14 protein-coding genes are annotated in these 15,472 nt (G+C 53.6%); 11 read left to right on the forward strand and 3 right to left on the reverse strand.

Annotated elements, in window-relative coordinates; genetic code table 11:
• Positions 1–12: 12 nt before the first annotated feature.
• Entirely contained in the window at positions 13–804 is a 792-nt protein-coding gene (locus ACVWZ0_RS09000; protein ID WP_253454589.1) for a metal-dependent hydrolase, read from the forward strand.
• Between the two features lie 291 nt (positions 805–1,095).
• On the forward strand, positions 1,096–2,529 hold the full coding sequence (gene ptsG / locus ACVWZ0_RS09005) for a PTS glucose transporter subunit IIBC (RefSeq protein WP_253454588.1): 1,434 nt from the start codon (positions 1,096–1,098) through the stop codon (positions 2,527–2,529).
• A 65-nt stretch (positions 2,530–2,594) separates the two neighbouring features.
• Here the strand turns inward: ptsG and ACVWZ0_RS09010 are convergent, their stop codons facing one another.
• Together ACVWZ0_RS09010 and ACVWZ0_RS09015 are read right to left on the reverse strand one after the other, a co-directional pair.
• Positions 2,595–3,260 (reverse strand): hypothetical protein, encoded by a 666-nt coding sequence (locus ACVWZ0_RS09010; protein WP_253454587.1) that lies wholly within the window; start codon positions 3,258–3,260, stop codon positions 2,595–2,597.
• Between the two features lie 245 nt (positions 3,261–3,505).
• Positions 3,506–5,128, reverse strand: coding sequence for an AI-2E family transporter (locus tag ACVWZ0_RS09015; protein WP_253454586.1), 1,623 nt, complete (start codon positions 5,126–5,128; stop codon positions 3,506–3,508).
• 628 nt (positions 5,129–5,756) lie between these two features.
• On the opposite strand from ACVWZ0_RS09015, the gene hinT reads away from it, so the two are divergent.
• The 6 genes from hinT to ycfP are packed head-to-tail and all read left to right on the forward strand — an operon-like array spanning position 5,757 to position 9,522.
• Positions 5,757–6,107: a purine nucleoside phosphoramidase gene (hinT, locus tag ACVWZ0_RS09020; RefSeq protein WP_253454585.1), complete on the forward strand. Its 351-nt coding sequence runs from the start codon at positions 5,757–5,759 to the stop codon at positions 6,105–6,107.
• A gap of 18 nt (positions 6,108–6,125) precedes the next feature.
• The gene (locus ACVWZ0_RS09025) at positions 6,126–6,491 is read left to right on the forward strand and encodes a YcfL family protein (protein WP_253461015.1); all 366 of its coding nucleotides are present in this window, start codon (positions 6,126–6,128) and stop codon (positions 6,489–6,491) included.
• A 44-nt stretch (positions 6,492–6,535) separates the two neighbouring features.
• Positions 6,536–7,099: a penicillin-binding protein activator LpoB gene (gene lpoB, locus ACVWZ0_RS09030; RefSeq protein ID WP_301289722.1), complete on the forward strand. Its 564-nt coding sequence runs from the start codon at positions 6,536–6,538 to the stop codon at positions 7,097–7,099.
• Complete coding sequence (gene thiK, locus ACVWZ0_RS09035) at positions 7,083–7,925, forward strand: thiamine kinase (protein ID WP_253454583.1); 843 nt, start codon at positions 7,083–7,085, stop codon at positions 7,923–7,925. The genes lpoB and thiK overlap by 17 nt, the downstream gene beginning before the upstream one ends.
• 10 nt (positions 7,926–7,935) lie before the next feature.
• The gene (nagZ, locus tag ACVWZ0_RS09040) at positions 7,936–8,955 is read left to right on the forward strand and encodes a beta-N-acetylhexosaminidase (RefSeq protein ID WP_253454582.1); all 1,020 of its coding nucleotides are present in this window, start codon (positions 7,936–7,938) and stop codon (positions 8,953–8,955) included.
• Positions 8,956–8,979: 24 nt separating this feature from the next.
• Complete coding sequence (ycfP, locus tag ACVWZ0_RS09045) at positions 8,980–9,522, forward strand: alpha/beta hydrolase YcfP (protein ID WP_253454581.1); 543 nt, start codon at positions 8,980–8,982, stop codon at positions 9,520–9,522.
• A gap of 259 nt (positions 9,523–9,781) precedes the next feature.
• Here ycfP and ACVWZ0_RS09050 read toward each other — a convergent pair whose 3' ends face one another.
• Positions 9,782–10,384 carry a carbonic anhydrase gene (locus ACVWZ0_RS09050; protein WP_253454580.1) on the reverse strand — a complete coding sequence of 201 codons (603 nt, stop codon included), beginning with the start codon at positions 10,382–10,384 and terminating at the stop codon, positions 9,782–9,784.
• A gap of 532 nt (positions 10,385–10,916) precedes the next feature.
• On the opposite strand from ACVWZ0_RS09050, the gene ACVWZ0_RS09055 reads away from it, so the two are divergent.
• The 3 genes from ACVWZ0_RS09055 (at position 10,917) to ACVWZ0_RS09065 (ending at position 15,460) form a co-directional block, all read left to right on the forward strand.
• Positions 10,917–12,221 (forward strand): NAD(P)/FAD-dependent oxidoreductase, encoded by a 1,305-nt coding sequence (locus tag ACVWZ0_RS09055; RefSeq protein ID WP_253454579.1) that lies wholly within the window; start codon positions 10,917–10,919, stop codon positions 12,219–12,221.
• A 255-nt stretch (positions 12,222–12,476) separates the two neighbouring features.
• Positions 12,477–13,022: a glycine zipper 2TM domain-containing protein gene (locus ACVWZ0_RS09060; RefSeq protein WP_125290754.1), complete on the forward strand. Its 546-nt coding sequence runs from the start codon at positions 12,477–12,479 to the stop codon at positions 13,020–13,022.
• Positions 13,023–13,756: 734 nt separating this feature from the next.
• Complete coding sequence (locus ACVWZ0_RS09065; RefSeq protein ID WP_456783940.1) at positions 13,757–15,460, forward strand: ShlB/FhaC/HecB family hemolysin secretion/activation protein; 1,704 nt, start codon at positions 13,757–13,759, stop codon at positions 15,458–15,460.
• Positions 15,461–15,472: the final 12 nt, after the last annotated feature.

Below are 15,472 nucleotides of genomic sequence, written 5' to 3' on the forward strand. Positions count from 1 at the left end.
CAGAGAATAATTATGTTTTTAGTAGATTCCCACTGTCATCTTGACGGCCTGAATTATGAAAGCCTGCACCGCGATGTGGATGACGTGCTGGCGAAAGCCGCCGCACGCGACGTGAAGTTTATGCTGGCGGTAGCGACCACGCTGCCCGGCTATAAAGCGATGACCGACCTGATTGGCGATCGTCCCAACGTGGCGTACTCCTGCGGCGTGCATCCGCTCAATCAGGATGAACCTTATGATTTTGCCGAGCTGCGCCAGCTGGCCGCCGACGAGCGTGTTATCGCCATGGGCGAAACCGGGCTGGACTACTACTATCAGAAAGAAACCATGGCGCAGCAGCATGCCTCTTTCCGCGAGCATATTCGCATCGGCCGCGATCTGAATAAACCGGTTATTGTGCATACGCGCGATGCGCGCGAGGATACGCTGGCGATCCTGAAAGAAGAGAAGGTGGAAGGGTGCGGCGGCGTACTGCACTGCTTCACGGAAGATCGGGAAACGGCGGAAAAGCTGCTGGATATGGGCTTTTATATTTCGTTTTCCGGCATTGCCACTTTCCGCAATGCGGAAACGATCCGCGAAGCGGCACGCTATGTTCCGCTCGATCGCATGCTGGTGGAAACCGATTCGCCTTATCTGGCGCCCGTGCCTTACCGCGGCAAAGAGAATCAGCCCGCCTACACGCGCGATGTAGCGGACTATATGGCCGTAGTGAAAGGCGTCAGTATTGAAACGCTGGCCGAAGCCACCACCGCGAATTTCTCCCGCCTTTTCCACGTGCCGATGAGCCGTCTTACCGACTAAGCGCTTTATTTTATTGCTCGTAATAAATTTGTAAAAAAAGTAGTTCGTATCGCCTGTTTGTGGGCGATACGGCTTTTCAATGGGCAAAAACTGGCAAATTTCCGGGAATTAAACTACATAGCAGGCGGTTGTTCAGTGAAACGTGATAACCGTCAAACAAATGCTTTCGGAATTATTTTACAGTTCGTAATAAATCACGAGGGCGCAAAGCGCTCCACCCATAGCGGGTCCTCCCCCCGTTATATCGCGTTGAAAAGCGCGTAAAGCACCCATACTCAGGAGTTTCACACTATGTTCAAAAACGCATTTGCAAACCTGCAAAAGGTCGGTAAATCGCTGATGTTGCCGGTATCGGTGCTGCCGATTGCCGGTATTCTGCTTGGCGTAGGCTCCGCCAACTTCAGCTGGCTGCCCGCCGTTGTCTCTCACGTTATGGCGGAAGCAGGTGGATCCGTCTTTGCCAATATGCCGCTGATTTTCGCCATCGGCGTGGCGCTGGGCTTTACCAACAATGATGGCGTTTCTGCGCTGGCGGCGGTGGTGGCCTACGGCATCATGGTAAAAACGATGGCGGTCGTAGCACCGCTGGTGCTGCATATGCCAGCCGGGGAGATCGAAGCGAAGCATCTCGCCGATACGGGCGTATTGGGCGGTATTATCGCCGGTTCGATAGCAGCCTATATGTTTAACCGCTTCTACCGTATCAAGCTGCCGGAATATCTCGGCTTCTTTGCGGGTAAGCGCTTTGTTCCAATTATCTCCGGTTTCACGGCGATCTTTATCGGTATCCTGCTTTCCTTTATCTGGCCGCCAGTTGGTACCGCCATTCAGGAATTCTCACAGTGGGCCGCCTATCAGAACCCGGTAGTCGCTTTCGGTATCTACGGCGTAATTGAGCGTTCTCTGGTGCCGTTTGGTCTGCACCATATCTGGAACGTGCCTTTCCAGATGCAGATCGGCGAGTTCACCAATGCGGCTGGTCAGGTTTTCCACGGCGATATCCCGCGCTATATGGCAGGCGACCCGACCGCGGGCAAACTCTCCGGCGGCTTCCTGTTTAAAATGTACGGCCTGCCTGCGGCAGCGATTGCTATCTGGCACTCCGCTAAACCAGAAAACCGTGCGAAAGTGGGCGGCATCATGATTTCCGCCGCGCTGACCTCGTTCCTGACCGGCATCACCGAGCCAATCGAATTCTCCTTTATGTTCGTGGCGCCAGTCCTGTATGCGATCCACGCTATCCTGGCCGGTCTGGCTTTCCCTATCTGTATCCTGCTGGGGATGCGCGACGGCACCAGCTTCTCGCACGGCCTGATTGACTTTGTGGTGCTGAGCGGCAACAGCAGCCGTATCTGGCTGTTCCCGATTATCGGTATCCTGTACGGTCTGGTTTACTACACCGTGTTCCGCGTGCTGATTGTTAAATTGAATCTGAAAACGCCGGGCCGTGAAGAAACTTCAACGACGCAAACGGCAGGTAATTCCAGTGAAATGGCTGCTAACCTGGTTGCCGCTTTCGGTGGTAAAGAGAACATCACTAACCTTGATGCCTGCATCACGCGTTTACGCGTCAGCGTGGCGGACGTATCCAAAGTGGATCAGTCCGGTCTGAAACAGCTTGGCGCAGCGGGCGTGGTCGTGGCGGGTTCCGGCGTTCAGGCCATTTTCGGCACCAAATCCGATAACCTGAAAACCGAGATGGATGAGTACATCCGCAAGCAGTAATCAATCGGTAAGATAAAACAAAAAGCCCCACCTTCGAGTGGGGCTTTTTTTATCCGGCGTAAATGTCAGCCGCCAAAAAGGCCGCGATTCATCCATCCAATCCAGACAAGCGCGCCAGCAGCAGCTGAAAGGCTGCCGACAGCCAGCATTTGCACGCGCGCCAGCCTGCTCTGCTGCATGGCTAATGCATCCTCGCTCCATTGTTTTAAAGCTATAGTTTGCTGCTCATACTGTTGGTGGAGCTTCTGGCAAAAGGCTTCCGTTTGCTGTTGCGCTACCTTAAGCGCCTCGCTCACGTCTTTTTGCTGATTGGCAAGCTGATCTTCCACGCAACGAGCCAGCGCCTGCGATTCATCCTGTATCTGCTGACGCTGGCGCTGCCAGGCGATGTCGTAATGTTGCAGGCTTAGTTCAGTTTGTTGATGAAGCCTTTGTGCTTCCAAAAGCTTTTCGTCAAAGGCTTCCAACAATTGCTCTTTAGTCTGCTTAACTTCATGAGCAATAAGGATAAGCTGTTTAGCGCCTTTGGCCGTTAAGCCTTTTAATTCAAAATAGTCATTAATCAACTTTTCCAACGACTGCTGCTGTACTGCCAGCGTCTCCTGCTGTCCTTTAATGACCTCATTTGTTTCAGCTATCTCATTGGTCTGTTTTTTGATGCGGGTTTGTTGATTTTGCAGCTGCTGCTGTTGCTCATTCAGCATCTGGGCCTGGGCGATGGAAATCATCATCAGCTGGCCCAGCTTTTTAGCGAAGCTGGCCTGCAGTTCGGCGGCGTTCAGCTGCGCCGTTTCCAGCTCGTCAGAATTCCACCAGCGAGAGACCGCATGACGAGCCTCATGCTTTTCCCTGTCTTTTTTAAGATTATCCAGCTTGTCGTAATCTTCCTTGAAACTCTTCAACAGACCGGGCACATCTACCTGTCGGAGCATGGCTTCTGATACGCGAACCTGCGCCAAATCTTTAATGACATCCATTACAAAGGATCCTTTGCCAGATAATTTTCCAGAAGCAGCATGACATCAGCCTCTGCAGCGCCGAGCGAGTCGATGTTAGCGTCCAGTTGTTGATTGAATTGCTGATTCGCCTGTATTCGTGTGCGTTGGCTGGCTGCGGCGTCACTTTGGCTGTTGCGAGCGCTCTTCAGGTGGGATTCGATAAGCTGGTAGTCTGCACCGATCATGCGATAGCTTGCAGAATTCTGAAACTGGAGTTCCAGCCACTGTGCCATTTTCCCCATGTTCTCTTTACCCGCATCCAGACCGACTTCCATCGCCTTCAGGCGTTCGGTGCCGGTTTGAGAAAGCCAGTCGAAAAAACGATCCAGGCCGTAGACAACTAGCGACGAAACAATCCCTGTGAGGATAGCGGTGATGGCGGGAGAAAGGATCCCCACCATTGGCAGCAGCAGCGGAATGCCGGACAGAAAGCCTTTGATAGCCTCTTCAAACATGAGCCCCAAAGAGGTTGTTACTACACCGGCTAAAATTTTTGTCACGGCGCGCGCGGTTTCAATACCGGTCTGGCCGGGTGGCGGATTGATCAACATTTTTACCGCTTTCCACAGGCCTGCCATCCCTTCACGGATCACAGAGACAACTTTTGCTGCTGTGGTAATAAAGTTATTGATCAGAAAGGTCAGCAGGTTGCTGATAAATCCCTGCAGCAGGCCGTTTACAGCCGCATCCCACATGGCACGCAGTTTAGATAAGACTTGATTGACCACGCGTTTGAGCGCCGCCGTCAGTCTGTCGATCAGATTGCTTTTATCAGGGTCGTTAAACAGCCGCTTAAGCTCGATAAAGGTATGATTAACAAGCGTGTGCAATGCTATGCCCAGCGCCTGACGGAGTGCAGATCTTATCGCCTGTTGCGCCCCGGTTTTCGCCAGTTCCGCACCCTGTTTTTTTACCTGAGCTATCAGTACATCTTTTTTGACATGTGCCTCTGCCGTACTGGCCGTCTGTGCGAGCTTTTCCCTGTCTATGCCAAAATATTCTGTATTGCTCAGGCCTTGCCCTTTATTATTTTTACGCACCTTATCAGCCCATTCATTTTTCTCCATTTCCTGCATGGACTGATTGATATTACTCTCTGCCGCAACGAGGTTTTTAGGATCGTTAGCCATTGCTACCCGTTGCGCCTGCGTCATAAATAGATTATTACGGCTGTCTGTTTCAATGCGATTAGCGGAAACGACATGGTCGAGATGAGTTGTACCATCTCTTTTTAGTTCATTGCCGGTATAAGCAGAAATAACGGGTTCGTCTTTCATGAACATGTCTTTGCGTTTGCCAGACAGCTCTTTGTCGTAAGGCTTGCGGTTGTAGCCACCGCTGTTTGTCTCGGACCAGGCCTCGTAACGTGCTTTATCGCTGTCCGTCGCCACCACGCCTTTTTCGAAATTATGGGTAGTCGTTACGTTGCCGCCATCGCTGTCAGTAAACATCGTACTATTCAGTCCAAATGGACCAATTAGCTGCTGCAATATATGGCTTTGACAGCTTTCCAACAGCTCCTGCAGGCGCTGTTCACGTAAAGCGGGTCTTGTGTTACCGCTCTGATTACTCTCAGCCTCAGCAGCTGGAAAAGTAGACATGTAAATATCCTTTTATCAAGGCCATGTTCATTTTTAGTGGATAAACGTAGGCCAGGTGGGTATTGCTGAAACTATGGCATGACAAAGAGTCATAACTTCTTACTTGATTCAGGTGTTTATTCCACAAGTATTATCTCTGCTGTTAACTTAATTTATCAATAAAACTTATTTATTTTTTAAAGGGTAGTTATCTGCTGCCGATAATACGTATAGCGATATTATGGCCAATTTAAGACGGTTTGAGCTTTAGCCTGGTGTGCAATAAAAAGAGGAGATGCGCCGTTGCTTCTCGTGGCAAATAAATCAGTAGATCAAAAGCAGTCAGCCATAAAGGTGACGGATTATGTTACCCGATTTATATCTGTCACAGTCGGTAGTCATTGCCAGATACAAAGCACTGTCCTGCACCTTTTCATCAACAGTAGTCCGTCAGGAAAAGTGAACCCCCTCTCTGTAACACCTCAAACAGGCAAACGTTACTCGCGCAAAGCGTCACGTAAGGCGATAAATCTGCGGTCAGCGCCGCGAAAAGCGGCAGACAGTAAAGAAAAGCCAGCGGAAGGTTGAAAGAAAACAAATATCTCGCTCATACTGCCGTAACTCATCTCATAGCTTAAGGACATGCATCATGGCTGAAGAAACGATTTTCAGTAAAATTATCCGCCGCGAAATCCCGGCCGATATTGTTTATCAGGACGAGCTGGTCACGGCCTTTCGCGATATCTCGCCAAAAGCGCCGACGCACATTCTGGTCGTGCCGAATATCCTGATCCCTACCGCCAACGATGCGGTGGCGGGGCATGAAGCCGCGCTGGGCCGGATGATTGTGGTGGCCGCGAAAATCGCTAAACAGGAAGGGATCGCCGAGGACGGCTATCGTCTGATCATGAACTGCAATCAGCATGGCGGACAGGAAGTCTATCATATCCATTTGCATCTGGTTGGCGGTCGTCCGCTGGGCCCGATGCTGGCTGAATAACGTGCCGGAGGCACTATGATGCGGATTATCGTCCTGGGCGCCATGCTGGCGTTGCTGAGCGGCTGCGCCAGCGATCGCACGACCATTGATACTTCGCAGTCGCTGGTTATGGAATCATCGGTACTGTCGGCGGGGATCCTTACCGGCGAGCCGGTGATATCGGAGCATGAAGGGCAGCAGCGAGGCGCTTCGCAGCTCTATAACCAGCAGGAAAAACCCGTTACGCTCTACTATCGCTTTTACTGGTATGACGATAAAGGGCTGGAAATTCTGCCCTTCGAAGCGCCTCGCAAGATTACGGTCGCGCCGCATAGCAGTGTTGAAATATCGTCGCAAACGGGTAACCTGACGGCCAGTAAGGTTCGCCTTTACCTGTATCTGTAGGAGATTATTGCGTGGAAAGGAAGATAGCTAAACTCTCGGGCGTCATGTTGCTGGCGCTTATTCTTAGCGGCTGTGTGGTGCAACAGCAGCAACAGCCCGCGCCCGTCGAGCCGGTGCAGCCGGTTCCCGAACAGCCGCAGCCCGTGCCGACCCAGCCGCCGCCGCCGGAAACGGTGCCGCAGCCGCCTAAAATGCAGTCGATTAACTGGGATGCCAGCGTAACGCCGCTGGTGGCGCAAATGCTGAAAGCGGACGGCATCACGCCCGGTAGCGTATTGCTGATCGACGGCGTGAAAAACAGCACCAACGGCAGCCTGCAACGCGCCAAAGCCACCGCTTCGCTGCAAAGCGCGCTGCAAAATAACACCCAGTTCAAGCTGGTGACGCCTGAACAGCTTGCTACCGCTAAACAGACGCTGGGACTGTCAGCCGAAGACAGCCTGAGCTCGCGCAGTAAAGCCGTCGGCCTGGCTCGCTACGTTGGCGCACAGTATGTGCTCTATACCAACGCTAAGGGCGACGTAAAATCGCCGGAACTGCAAATGCAGCTGATGCTGGTGCAGACTGGCGAAATCATCTGGTCGGGTAACGGTGTCGTACAGCATTGATCCCGCACTGAGCAGGCTGATTAAACAACGATTTCCGGCGGAGCGATCCGCCGGTTCTTTTTTTCCGCTGCACGGCCTGACGGGGCTGACGGCAAAGGTGGAGCTGGAAAGGGCAACGCTGCTGGCCCGCCATCAGCGACAGGATAATCCCGTGCCGGGTGTGGATCGCCAGCGTGAGTATCGTATTTTACGCAAGCTTTCCGGCTGCGATCTCGCGCCTGCCGCCTGCGGCTATGCTGATAACTGGCTGCTGCTGGGCTGGCAGCCGGGCGAGGCGCTGAGCGAGGCGGCCTTTCCCGGCGCGCTGGACGCGGTTGTCAGCGAGCTGGCAAGGCTGCACCAACAGCCGCTCAGCGGCTATCCTTTGCAGCTGCAAAAGCTGCTGGAGCGCTACTGGCAGCTCAGTCGGCCTGCACGGCGGCACTGCGGCTGGCTGCGGGCATTGCAGCGGCTACAGCGGCGCGGCGAGCCAAAACCGCTGCGGCGGGCGCTGCTGCATATGGATGTGCATCCGGGCAATCTGATCCGTCAGCAAAATAGCCTGCGGCTGATTGACTGGGAGTATGCCAGCGATGGCGATGTCGCGCTGGAGCTGGCCGCGCTGGTAGCAGGAAACGCGCTGGATGCTGAGCAGCAGCGCGCGCTAACCGAGCGCTATGCCGCGCTGCAACGGCTGGATGCGGCAAGGCTACGGCAGCAGATGGCGCGCTGGCAGCCCTGGCTGACGCTGCTGGCGGCAAGCTGGTACGAGCTGCGCTGGCAGCAGAGCGGCGAACAGACGTTTTATACGCTGGCGGCACAGGCCTGGCAGCGAGTTCGATCATAAGAGGTAATCTGTGGGACCGGTAATGTTAGATGTGCTCGGTTACGAGCTGGACGCGGAAGAGCGGGAAATTTTACAGCATCCGCTGGTGGGCGGGCTAATCCTGTTTACCCGCAACTACCACGATCCTGAGCAGCTTCAGGAGCTGATCAGGCAGATCCGCGCGGCCTCGCGTCATCGCCTGGCGATCGCGGTCGATCAGGAGGGCGGGCGCGTGCAGCGCTTCCGCGAAGGCTTTACGCGCCTGCCTGCGATGCAATCTTTTGCCGCGCTGAACAGCGAAGCCGAAGCGGCAAGGCTGGCGCAGGAAGCGGGCTGGCTGATGGCTGCCGAAATGATCGCGATGGATATTGATATCAGCTTCGCGCCCGTACTGGATATAGGACACGGCAGCGCGGCAATCGGCGAACGCAGTTTCCATGACGATCCTGCCGTGGCGCTGGCGATGGCGCGCCGTTTTATTGATGGCATGCATGAAGCGGGTATGAAAACCACCGGCAAGCATTTTCCCGGTCACGGTGCGGTAAGCGCGGACTCGCATAAAGAAACGCCGCGCGACGATCGTCCCGAAGCGATGATTCGTCAGCACGATATGCAGATCTTTAAGCAGCTGATTGACGAAAACAGGCTGGATGCGGTGATGCCTGCGCACGTTATCTATACTCAGGTAGACCCGCATCCGGCCAGCGGTTCCTCGCACTGGTTGAAAAAAGTGCTGCGCAAAGAGCTGGGTTTCGACGGCGTGATTTTTTCCGACGATCTGTCGATGGAAGGCGCAGCGATTATGGGCAGCTATGCCGAACGCGGTCAGGCTTCGCTGGACGCCGGCTGCGATATGATCCTGGTCTGCAACAACCGTCAGGGCGCCGTCAGCGTGCTGGATAATCTGTCGCCGATCAATGCCGAACGCGCTACGCAGCTGTACCATCGTGGCACGTTTACCCGCCAGCAGCTGCTGGCTTCGCCGCGCTGGAAAGAGAGCAGCCAGGCGTTAAGCAAGCTGCAAACCCGCTGGCTGGAGCAGCGAGGCTGACGCATACACCACAGGAGAAGGGCGATGATCATCTATCTGCACGGGTTTGATTCAACCAGTCCCGGCAATCATGAAAAAGTGCTGCAGCTGCAGTTTATCGATCCCGATGTACGGCTGTTGAGCTACAGCACGCTGCATCCTAAACATGATATGCAATATTTGCTGAATGAAACCCACAAGCTTCTGAGCAGCAGCGACGATGAACGCGTGCTGATCTGCGGCGTAGGGTTAGGCGGTTATTGGGCCGAGCGCATCGGCTTTCTGAACGATATCCGTCAGGTAATGTTCAATCCCAACCTGTGGCCAGAAGAAAACATGCCGGGCAAAATCGACAGGCCTGAAGAGTATGTGGATATTGCCACCAAGTGCGTCAGCAACTTTCGGGAAAAAAACCGCGATCGCTGCCTGGTGATCCTCTCCCGACGCGACGAGGCGCTGGACAGCCAGCGTAGCGCGTCAACGTTGGGTGACTATTATGAAATCGTCTGGGATGACCACCAGCCGCATAAATTCAAAAACATCTCCTCGCACCTGCAGCGGATCAAAGCATTTAAAACGCTGGGCTAACCGCTAACGCTCGCCCGCCTTATCCCGGCGGGCAGCAAACGTTCACAAGCTTTTCTTCATCGGTCACTGCTCCGGCATAATATTACTCGTGGCGGCGGCCTGGCCGAATGTTGCTAACGTCGCTGATATCCCTGTCCGGATACGCCGCGCTTTCATGTTCCACAATCACCACGCTGTTATTCGGCATGTCAGCCAGCAGAAAGGCTACCGCGCCTGCCTGGCTATGACCACGTAATTGACTGTTTATATCAGCATCCTTTCAAACCAGCCTTTTTAAATAGCCGCTGTGTAGCTCATGTACGCACCCGTAAATAGCGATGTCTCTTCCCGCTTTGATTGCTGATTTAACAGGCCAGGCATTAATTAAATTCACCGCCTGCGCCATAAGGTGGTATTCGGTTAATTTTTCCTTCCCTGTCGTGGCTATTTTCATTTCAGGCTGGAAAACAGCCATCCAGTCGTTAAGCGAGTCGTACAGTTTTTGCAGATAGTGGGTTAACGGATCGGAAAAAAGCGGCGCGTTGACCTGCTGCAACGCCAGCGCGGCCTGGATACCGTCGCAGTCGTAGTGGCCGCACAGGATCAGGGTATCAATCTGCAAATGCCCGAGCGCGTATTGCAGCACGCTCATCAGGCTCTCATCCTCTTCCAGCACCATATTGGCGATATTACGGTGCACAAAAAGCTCGCCGGGATGAGCGTTAGTTAATACCTCGGCGGGTACCCGGCTGTCCGAGCAGCCTATCCATAGCGCCTGCGGCGGCTTGGCGGCCATCAGATTTAAAAAATAATTTGGATCGCGGTTTGCCTGCTGCTGCGCCCAGCTGCGGTTTTGTGCCAGCAGTCTGTTCAGTGTTTTCATTCCTTTTCCCTCTTCCTTTTTCGGCAGAATAGCCGGAATAGCTTAAGAGGATATTAATAACTAAGCCTGCTGCAAGTTTTTCAGGGTAATTATCATTAAATATGCCGGGTTTTTTATTGGAGCCTGATTTGGTTGTTTTAGTATATATTTAAATACGATTGCCACAGGTGATTGCAGGATAATAAAATAAACTGAAAAAGGGGACGTCATATTTACTCCACCCAATCGGGGAGGGTATCGGCCAATTATTCCTGTTGAGTCGCATTATCAGAGATAAAAAATCACTCAGGTGGTGAAATAAACACCTTGCGGACGCACCTTATCCTCCTCGAAACACGGAAAATTATTCAGCAAAAACAGCGTGCTAATAAGAAATGGTTGAAAAAAATTGACCTGTATCAATTTTTACAGGACGGCCGATTTCCCGCGTGCTATTCTGCCTGCAGATAGCGAATAAATCGCCAACCCTATGTTAATTAAGGATATTATTTAACCTTTAATTAACGACTGGTTCACAATTTAAGGGGGTCGTTTGACTACACCAATGAAGAAGATTGTTATTGTCGGCGGAGGAGCCGGCGGGCTTGAGCTGGCGACACAGCTTGGTCAGAAACTGGGACGGAAAAAAAAGGCGGAAATAACCCTGGTGGACCGTAATCACAGCCATCTCTGGAAGCCGCTGCTGCACGAAGTCGCGACCGGATCGCTGGATGAAGGGATTGACGCGCTGAGCTATCTGGCCCACGCCCGCAATCATCACTTCCAGTTCCAGCTGGGCACGCTGACCGAAATCGATCGGGACAATAAAAAATTACAGCTGGCGGAAATCCGCAACGAGCAGGGCGAGCTGCTGGTGCCGGAACGCGAAGTGGCGTACGACACGCTGGTCATGGCGCTGGGCAGCACCTCCAATGACTTCGGCACGCCGGGCGTTAAGGATCACTGCATTTTCCTGGATAACCCGCACCAGGCGCGCCGTTTCCATAATGAAATGCTGAACCTGTTCCTGAAATTCTCTGCCAGCGAAGGGCGCCAGGAGCAGGTGAATATTGCTATCGTCGGCGGCGGCGCGACCGGCGTAGAGCTTTCCGCCGAGCTGCATAACGCGGTGAAACAGCTGCACAGCTATGGCTATAAAGGTCTGAACAACAGCGCGCTGAACGTCACGCTGGTAGAGGCGGGCGAGCGTATTCTGCCTGCGCTGCCGCCGCGCATTTCCACCGCTGCGCATCAGGAGCTGACTAAGCTGGGCGTACGCGTGCTGACGCAGACGATGGTGACCAGCGCCGATGAAAATGGCCTGCATACCAAATCGGGCGAGTTTATCAATGCCGATCTGATGGTCTGGGCGGCGGGTATCAAAGCGCCGGACTTTATGAAAGAAATTGGCGGGCTGGAAACCAACCGTATTAACCAGCTGGTGGTAGAGCCAACGCTGCAAACGACCCGCGATCCGGATATCTACGCGATTGGCGACTGCGCTTCGTGTGCGCTGCCGTCTGGCGGCTTTGTGCCTCCTCGCGCGCAGTCAGCGCATCAGATGGCGTCGCGCGTGCTGGATAACATTCTGGCACAGATGAAAGGACGCGAGCAGAAAGCCTATGTTTATAAGGATCACGGCTCGCTGGTTTCGCTCTCGCGTTTCAGCACGGTCGGCAGCCTGATGGGCAACCTGATGCGCGGTTCAATGATGGTTGAAGGACGCATCGCGCGCTTTGTCTATATTTCGCTTTATCGTATGCACCAGGTCGCTCTGCACGGCTACTTTAAAACCGGCCTGATGATGCTGGTGGGCAGCATTAACCGGGTTATCCGTCCGCGCCTTAAGCTGCACTAAGTAAAATCAGGACCGCCTGATCTATAGTAACAGGGCTTATAACGATACCGTCGTTATAAGTCCTTCTTCTGCCGCATCCCTCCTAAGAACTCTCTTAAAAGCTTTTGCATTTGACTTTAAACATTTATTTCGTCCTGAATTCTTATTGTCATAACTGGTCCTGATAAGCACACTTTACCGGACAAAGCGCGTCGCGTATGGCCCGGACTCTGTGGCTGGCGACGATGCGTAATAACCGTTTCAGGAGACAGCCCTGTGAATAAATCAATGTTGGCAGGTATCGGAATTGGCGTAGCGGCCGCGCTGGGCGTTGCCGCTGTAGCAGGCATGAATGTATTCGAGCGTGAGCCGCAGTTTGCTCAGGTGCTCTCCGCCACGCCAATTAAAGAGACGACGAAAAATCCGCGTCAGGAGTGCCGTAACGTCACGCTGACTCACCGGCGTGCCGTGCAGGATGAGAACCGTATCGCCGGTTCCGTACTGGGCGCGGTGGCGGGCGGCGTGCTGGGTCATCAGTTTGGCGGCGGACGCGGACGCGATGTGGCTACCGTAGCGGGCGCGCTGGCAGGCGGATACGGCGGTAATCAGGTGCAGGGCGCTCTGCAGGATCGCGATACCTACACGACCACCGAACAGCGCTGCAAAACCGTTTACGATAAGCAGGAAAAAACGCTGGGCTATGACGTCACCTATAAAATTGGCGACCAGCAGGGCAAAATCCGCATGGATAACGACCCGGGGACACGCATCCCTTTAAACAGCAACGGTCAGCTGATCCTGAACAGCCAGAACCAGGCATAAGTTGCCCGGCCTCTGCTAAAGCATGACGCTCGGCCCCCTCTTAACGGAGGGGGTTTTTTTTAGCACTATGCTCGAATTTGCTTACCTGCAGCGCCCTTTATCACGATGCTCGTATTTGCTTACCTGCAGCGCCCTTTATCACTATGCTCGTATTTGCTCACCTGTAATGCCTTTCATCACGATACTTGAATTTGCTCACCTGCAACCTCCTTTATAAGTCCCTCCTGCAAGCGGTCAACCGTATTCTTATACAAAAAGACCAGGTGCTTTCCGAATTGATCCGTAGAAGCATTGACCTTTTTATAGTGGTTGGTTAAGGCAATTTATAATCAACTGCATGACTTAAGCTAAATTTATGTGGTTGAGGGGCTTACATAAATATTAGCCTCCGATCATTGTCAGAAATGCGGTTGTAACCATCCATCATGTCCGGGGCTTTTAAAGCAAGTAATACGAGGTTTTCTTGTGTTAATGTATGATTTTTAATGAAATAATTATAATTAAATGATTAATTTTCCCCTTTGAATCTCTCAATAATCGTGTCCTAATTTCCCTGAAATTCCTTTCTGATAGTGGAACGCTTAACTGATTTCATTAACCCCGCTCACTTATTAATGTAAGCTTTTTGTAAGTTTTTCTCTGTTTTTCCTTGAGCTTTCGCCCGGCAGGTGCATAATGTGCGCATAAAAATACGTAATACACATTTTGTTACATATTTGACGGGCAGAATAGTTATGCAGGGAAAAATGGAAAAGCGCCTGAAGTCGGCGCTGGCTGTTATTGGGCTAACCGGCTGCGGTGCGGTTTACGCAGCGCCGGGCGATGAGCAAATTCAGCATCAGCAGGAGCAGCAAAAAGCTCGCCAGGCCCAGATAGCGCCAAAAGCACCCGATATCCGTCTTGCCGAACCGCTCCCCGCACCTTCGCGGATAACTTTTCCGGCTGAAAAACCCTGTTTTACGCTTCAGCGCGTCTCGCTATCCGGCCAGCAGGCTCTGCCGCATTGGGTGCCGTTGCAGCGGCTGGCAAACCAGGCTGTCGGTCATTGCGTAGGCGTGCAGGGCATCAATCAGCTAATGGGCACGCTGCAAAACCGTCTTATTAATCATGGCTGGGTGACAACCCGGGTGCTCGCGCCGCCGCAGGATTTGCGTCAGGGCGAGCTGAAGCTGCTGATTGTGCCGGGTAAAATCCGTCGGGTTGAGCTGGCTCCCGGCGCTTCGCGCTACGTCAGCCTCTATCCCACCATGCCAGCGCATTCCGGCGACCTGCTGGATCTGCGCGATATCGAACAGGGACTGGAAAATCTGCAGCGCCTGCCGGGCGTCGAGGCGAAGATGGCGCTACGTCCGGCAGATAAACCCGGCGAAAGCGATATTATTATCGAGCGCACCCAGCGACGTTTCTGGCGTCTTGGCGCCTGGCTGGACGATTCCGGCACGGAAAGCACGGGACGGTATCAGAGCGGCATCATGCTGGCGCTGGATAATCCCACTTCATTGAGCGATCTGTTTTACCTGACCGCCAGCCGCGATTTGGGTTTCGCCGGCAGAAAAAGCAGCAAAAGCCTGACCGGACACTATTCGGTGCCGGTGGGGTGGTGGCAGTTTGGGCTGACCGCCAGCGATTACGACTACCACCAAACGGTGGCTGGCTACAGCCGCGATTTTCTCTATGCCGGGAAAAGCCGTTCGCTCGATGTGCAGGCCAGCCGGGTGCTGCACCGCAACGCTTCTTCTAAAACTCTCGCCACCTACGATGTGCTGGTAAAAGAGTCACGCAATTTTATCAACGATACCGAGGTCGTCAGCCAGCAGCGCCGTACCAGCGCCTGGCGGTTAGGGCTGTCGCATCGCCACTATATTGGTCCGGCCACGCTTGATGCCGGAGTCAGCTATCAGCGCGGCACGCGCTGGTTTGGCGCCTTACCGGCCTGGGAAGAGTCTTATCACGACAGCACCTATGCGACCGCGCTGGCAAAAATACTGACCTGGCAGGCGGCGCTGACGGTGCCATTCTCACTGCGTACTCAGCGTTTTAATTACAACATGCAATATCGTCGGCAGATGAGTAACACGCCGCTGACGCCGCAGGATGAGTTTGCTATCGGCAACCGCTGGACGGTGCGCGGCTTTGATGGCGAGCGCACCCTGAGCGCCAGCCGTGGCTGGACGCTACAGAATACGCTGGCCTGGCAGACGCCGCTGCCTGCCCAGGAGTTCTATCTTGGGGTCGACTATGGCGAAGTCAGCGGCAACAGCGCAATCCAGGGCGGTTTGCCCGGACGCCATCTGGCCGGAGGCGTAACGGGGTTACGCGGCGCCATCACGCCCGCCAACCTTAGCTATGACCTTTTTGCCGGGATCCCGCTCTCAAAACCAGAGGGATTTAAAACCGATCCGGCAACCTTTGGCTTCAGCCTGAACTGGAACTACTGACCCGCTTCTTTT

This window comes from Erwinia sp. TECH1 (assembly GCF_054057575.1).

Excerpts from the sequence above, each read along its gene's own strand:
- ACVWZ0_RS09010 (WP_253454587.1), bottom strand. The coding sequence starts at position 3,260 with ATGATGATTTCCATCGCCCAGGCCCAGATGCTGAATGAGCAACAGCAG.
- hinT (WP_253454585.1), top strand. The coding sequence starts at position 5,757 with ATGGCTGAAGAAACGATTTTCAGTAAAATTATCCGCCGCGAAATCCCG.
- ycfP (WP_253454581.1), top strand. The coding sequence starts at position 8,980 with ATGATCATCTATCTGCACGGGTTTGATTCAACCAGTCCCGGCAATCAT.
- ACVWZ0_RS09025 (WP_253461015.1), top strand. The coding sequence starts at position 6,126 with ATGCGGATTATCGTCCTGGGCGCCATGCTGGCGTTGCTGAGCGGCTGC.
- ACVWZ0_RS09050 (WP_253454580.1), bottom strand. The coding sequence starts at position 10,384 with ATGAAAACACTGAACAGACTGCTGGCACAAAACCGCAGCTGGGCGCAG.
- ptsG (WP_253454588.1), top strand. The coding sequence starts at position 1,096 with ATGTTCAAAAACGCATTTGCAAACCTGCAAAAGGTCGGTAAATCGCTG.
- ACVWZ0_RS09000 (WP_253454589.1), top strand. The coding sequence starts at position 13 with ATGTTTTTAGTAGATTCCCACTGTCATCTTGACGGCCTGAATTATGAA.
- ACVWZ0_RS09065 (WP_456783940.1), top strand. The coding sequence starts at position 13,757 with ATGCAGGGAAAAATGGAAAAGCGCCTGAAGTCGGCGCTGGCTGTTATT.
- lpoB (WP_301289722.1), top strand. The coding sequence starts at position 6,536 with ATGTTGCTGGCGCTTATTCTTAGCGGCTGTGTGGTGCAACAGCAGCAA.
- ACVWZ0_RS09015 (WP_253454586.1), bottom strand. The coding sequence starts at position 5,128 with ATGTCTACTTTTCCAGCTGCTGAGGCTGAGAGTAATCAGAGCGGTAAC.